General features: G+C 55.5%; 4 protein-coding genes and 1 pseudogene. 4 read left to right on the top strand and 1 reads right to left on the bottom strand.

Going from position 1 to position 4,148, the window contains the following annotated elements:
- Positions 1 to 85: 85 nt before the first annotated feature.
- On the bottom strand, positions 86 to 1,054 hold the full coding sequence (locus B3Z49_RS09615) for an ABC transporter ATP-binding protein (protein ID WP_008888668.1): 969 nt from the start codon (positions 1,052 to 1,054) through the stop codon (positions 86 to 88).
- A gap of 195 nt (positions 1,055 to 1,249) precedes the next feature.
- Here B3Z49_RS09615 and B3Z49_RS09610 point away from each other — a divergent pair, with 195 nt between their 5' ends.
- The 4 genes and pseudogenes from B3Z49_RS09610 to B3Z49_RS09595 all read left to right on the top strand — a co-directional run.
- Positions 1,250 to 1,429, top strand: a complete 180-nt coding sequence (locus B3Z49_RS09610; protein ID WP_040822460.1) for a zinc-finger domain-containing protein — start codon at positions 1,250 to 1,252, stop codon at positions 1,427 to 1,429.
- 137 nt (positions 1,430 to 1,566) lie between these two features.
- Positions 1,567 to 2,784 (top strand): tryptophan synthase subunit beta, encoded by a 1,218-nt coding sequence (gene trpB, locus B3Z49_RS09605; RefSeq protein WP_008888670.1) that lies wholly within the window; start codon positions 1,567 to 1,569, stop codon positions 2,782 to 2,784.
- Complete coding sequence (trpA, locus tag B3Z49_RS09600) at positions 2,781 to 3,629, top strand: tryptophan synthase subunit alpha (RefSeq protein ID WP_296990367.1); 849 nt, start codon at positions 2,781 to 2,783, stop codon at positions 3,627 to 3,629. The genes trpB and trpA overlap by 4 nt, the downstream gene beginning before the upstream one ends.
- A gap of 55 nt (positions 3,630 to 3,684) precedes the next feature.
- A pseudogene (locus B3Z49_RS09595) lies at positions 3,685 to 4,148 on the top strand (acetyl-CoA carboxylase carboxyl transferase subunit beta); the annotation flags it as partial.

Here is a 4,148-nt window from a genome sequence, read left to right as displayed (position 1 = left end):
TGATCGAGCGGATCAAAACGCAATCACGCAAAACCCCGCAAGAAAACTTGCGGGGTTTTGTACATGATTACGAAATCGCAACGAACTAGGCAGCCTTGCCGGCACCTGCACGTTGCTTGTTGTTGTCACGCGTCAGCATCAGGAAGATATCTTCAAGATCGCCTTCCTCGGTCGACAGATCCTTGATCGCAAGGCCACAGCCATGGATCGCCTCAAGGATTTCCGCCATCTGCGTGTTGCTCGGGCGGTAATGAAGCGCGATCTGGTTTTCCGATTTAAGCTCTGCCCCCCAGGGCGACAGGGCGTCGGGTACTGCGTTCAGTTCGTTGTTCACGGTCAGAACCAGCGTCTTGTGATCAATCCGGCGCAGCAGGCTGCGCTTGTCTTCATGGGCAATGACATTGCCCTGATTGATGATCGCGATCTCGTCACAGAGTTCTTCGGCTTCTTCAAGGTAATGCGTGGTCAGAACAATCGTGACGCCCGCTTTGTTCAACTCCTTGACGTAAGCCCAAAGCTGCTGACGCAGTTCGATATCCACGCCGGCCGTCGGTTCATCAAGAACCAGAACCGGCGGCGTATGGACCATCGCCTTGCCGACCAGAAGACGGCGACGCATCCCGCCCGAAAGCGACCTTGCATACGAGTCTGCCTTGTCGGCGAGTCCGATGGCGGCAAGAATCTCGTCCGTGCGGCGTTCGGATTTCGGCACGCCATAGAGGCCCGCCTGCAATTCCATCACCTGACGCGGGGTGAAAAATGCATCCAGGTTCAGTTCCTGTGGCACGATCCCGATGGAGCAACGTGCAGCGCGCATCTGGGCTTCGATATCATTGCCCCAGATTTTTGCCGTGCCGCTGGTCTTGGTGACAAGACCGGCCAAGATATTGATAAACGTAGACTTTCCGGCACCGTTCGGGCCCAGAAGAGCAAAAAACGAGCCGCGCGGGATCTTGAGCGAAACGTTATCAAGGGCGAGTTTTTCACCGTTTGATCCCTTATAGACCTTTGTCAGCCCCTCGACTTCGATGGCATAGTCGGGCATTGCAGTCATATGTCCGTGATCTCCACTCTTTTCCGCGTCGCTTGTTTGCGCTAAGACCATGAGGCGCCATGAGCACGCGAAAGTATTGATTGAATATGCCCAATCGGTATCATTCCCGGGAAACCGGGGTCAATGCTGTCCACAGTGCGCGGCCAATCCCGATGGTCATACAAGCCTGAAAAAGGCAAACTTGGAACTGGATATATGAAGATCACCGAAGAAATCAAAGTCGGCACGCTAAATGTTGCCTGCGACGGCGGAAAAGGTCACCTTGGGCACCCGACCGTTTACCTTAATCTTGAGGAAAAAGGCGAGGTGGTCTGCCCGTATTGCTCGAAAAAATATATCTTCGACAAATCCTTGGCCGAGCACGCAGCCCACTAATCCAATACGCACCTTTTTAGGTACAGTATGGGGCCAGACCCTGCCGGTGCTTGCGCACAGATGGTCTGGCAGACCATATATTGTCACCTGCCTATGCTGTCGTGAACGCCATCACGGCCAATCCACGGGGAACTTCCATGACGTCTTCTGCACCTAACAGCTTCCGCGCTCTGCCCGATCCGGACGGGCATTTCGGCAATTTCGGCGGACGCTTTGTCGCCGAAACCCTGATGCCGCTGATCCTTGAGCTGGAACAAGCCTACAAGGACGCCAAGGCAGACCCCGCGTTTAAAAAGGAGATGGATTACTATCTCCGTCACTATGTTGGCCGTGAAAACCCGCTTTATTTCGCCGAACGCCTGACCGAGGAACTCGGCGGTGCAAAGATCTATTTCAAGCGCGAGGACCTTAACCATACCGGCGCGCACAAGATCAATAACTGCATCGGCCAGATCCTGCTGGCCAAGCGCATGGGCAAAACCCGTATCATCGCCGAAACTGGCGCCGGTCAGCATGGCGTTGCGACCGCGACTGTATGCGCACGCTTTGGCCTGCCCTGCACGGTCTATATGGGCTCGAAGGACATCGAACGTCAGTCGCCCAACGTGTTCCGCATGCGCCTTCTCGGTGCAGAGGTCAAACCGGTCGTTTCCGGTTCGAACTCGCTGAAAGATGCGATGAACGAAGCCCTGCGTGACTGGGTCACCAACGTCGAAGATACCTTCTATATCATCGGTACCGCAGCTGGCCCGCACCCCTATCCGGAAATGGTCCGTGATTTCCAGTCGGTCATCGGCAATGAAGCCCGCCGGCAGATCATGGAAGCTGAAAATCGCCTGCCCGATCAGGTGATTGCATCGGTTGGCGGCGGGTCCAACGCCATTGGTCTGTTCCACCCGTTCCTTGATGACAAGGGCGTTGAAGTTGTCGGTGTCGAGGCCGCCGGTCACGGCGTTCATACCGGCAAACATGCCGCAAGCCTCTCGGCGGGCAAGCCGGGCGTTCTGCACGGTAACCGTACCTATTTGCTGATGGATGATGACGGCCAGATCAAGGAAGCCGATTCGATTTCGGCCGGTCTTGATTATCCGGGCATCGGGCCGGAGCACAGCTGGCTTAAGGATATCGGTCGTGCACGTTATGAGCCGATCACCGACAAGGAAGCCCTTGCGGCCTTCAAACTCTGTTCGGAACTCGAAGGCATCATTCCGGCCCTGGAATGCAGCCATGCGATCGCGCAGATCATGAAAGAAGCCCCAAAAATGGGCAAGGACAAGATCATCCTCATGTGTCTGAGTGGCCGGGGTGACAAGGACATCTTTACCGTGGCCGAAGCACTGGGAGTAGAATTGTGAGCGACGCTATCATCGGCGGCCAGGACCGCATCGCCAAACGTTTTGCCAAGCTCAAGGAAGAAGGCCGTGCCGGTCTGGTAACCTTTATCACCGCAGGCGATCCCGACCCGGAAACCTCGTTTGAAATCCTCAAACAGCTGCCCGATGCCGGTGCCGACATCATCGAACTGGGCATGCCGTTTACCGATCCGATGGCCGATGGCCCCGCCATTCAGGAAGCATCGCTGCGCGCGCTTGCCGCTGGCATGCATATGCGCAAGACGCTGTCGATTGTGCGCGGCTTCCGCGATCAGGATCATGATACGCCGATCATCCTGATGGGCTATTACAACCCGATCTATATCTATGGCGTTGCCGAATTCCTTGAAGATGCGCGCAATGCAGGGGTTGATGGCCTGATCGTTGTCGATCTGCCGCCCGAAGAAGATGCAGAGCTTTGCATTCCGACCGTGGAAAAAGGCCTGTCCTTCATTCGTCTGACCACGCCGACCTCTGATGACAAGCGTCTTCCGAAACTTGTTCAGAATACCTCGGGCTTTGTTTACTATGTCTCGGTTGCCGGTGTGACCGGTGCCGGATCTGCCAGCAATGAGCAGATCGTCGAAGCAATGGGACGCCTGCGTCGCCATACCGACCTTCCGATTGCGGTCGGTTTTGGCATCAAGACCGCAGCCCAGGCAGCCGACGTGGCAAAACAGGCCGATGCCGCTGTCGTCGGATCGGCAATCGTATCAAAAATTGCCGAAAGTCTTGACGAAAACGGCAAGGCCACCGATAAGACCGCCTCTATGGTTACCGGCCTTGTGCGTGAACTTGCAAACGGGGTCCGAAACGCGCGCAAATAGATGGCGCTGCGTTTGAAAGAACCGATATAGACAGAACCAAGGATCAGTATCCGATATGTCGTGGCTGACTGAATTCGTCCGTCCAAAGATTCAGAAACTTGTTCGCCGCACTGATGTGCCCGAAAACCTCTGGCACAAATGCAAATCCTGCGAACAGATGATCTTCCATCGCGATCTGGCAAAGAACAATCATGTTTGCCAGCATTGCGGTCATCACATGCGCATTTCCGCCAAGGAACGTCTCGAAACCCTGTTTGATGGTGGCAAGTACCAGACCATCGAACTACCGAATGTTCCGGTCGATCCGCTGAAATTCCGCGATCAGAAGAAATACACCGACCGCCTCAAGGCGGCCCAGGCCAAAGCAACCTTCAAGGATGCTCTGGCTGTGGCCCATGGCGAAGTTGGTGGTCATCCGACCGTGATTGCCGTTTTCGATTTCTCCTTCATGGGTGGATCGATGGGCATCGCCGTTGGCGAAGGCATCGTTGCTGCGGCTGAACTTGCCTGTGTGCAGGA

This window comes from Thalassospira sp. UBA1131, assembly GCF_002311515.1.
Lineage (GTDB): Bacteria > Pseudomonadota > Alphaproteobacteria > Rhodospirillales > Thalassospiraceae > Thalassospira.
The sequence above is the reverse complement of the archived record's forward strand: the minus strand, read 5'-3'. Positions and strand labels throughout refer to the sequence as shown.